This window comes from Paracoccus sp. FO-3 (genome assembly GCF_006386455.1).
Classification (GTDB): Bacteria; Pseudomonadota; Alphaproteobacteria; order Rhodobacterales; family Rhodobacteraceae; genus Paracoccus; species Paracoccus versutus.
This window is the reverse complement of sequence record NZ_VCBQ01000326.1, coordinates 1-343: the sequence shown is the minus strand read 5'-3', so window position 1 is coordinate 343 and position 343 is coordinate 1. Positions and strand designations below refer to the sequence as shown.

Sequence of the window (343 nt, the reverse complement as noted above, 5' to 3'; positions counted from 1 at the left end):
GGCGGCATCGGGGTGATGAACATCATGCTGGTTTCCGTGACCGAGCGCATCGGCGAGATCGGGCTGCGCATGGCGGTGGGTGCGCGGCGCGGCGACATCCGCGCGCAATTCCTGATCGAGGCGGTGCTGGTCTGCGTCATCGGCGGCGCGGCGGGCATCCTGGCGGCGCTTGGCTTCGGCCTGGCCTTCGAGCGGCTGAGCAGCAATTTCACCCTGGTCTATTCGCCCCTCTCCATGGTCGCCGCCCTGGCCAGCGCCTGCGGCATCGGCCTGGTCTTCGGCTACCTCCCAGCCGTCAACGCCGCAAAGCTCGAACCCGTAACAGCACTCGAAAAAGGGTGAG

Annotated in this window: 1 protein-coding gene; it reads left to right on the top strand. The window is 67.3% G+C overall.

Going from position 1 to position 343, the window contains the following annotated elements:
• Positions 1 to 342: FtsX-like permease family protein (locus tag FE811_RS27225; protein WP_140849626.1), on the top strand; the 342-nt coding region annotated here is incomplete at its 5' end.
• Position 343 lies beyond the last annotated feature (1 nt).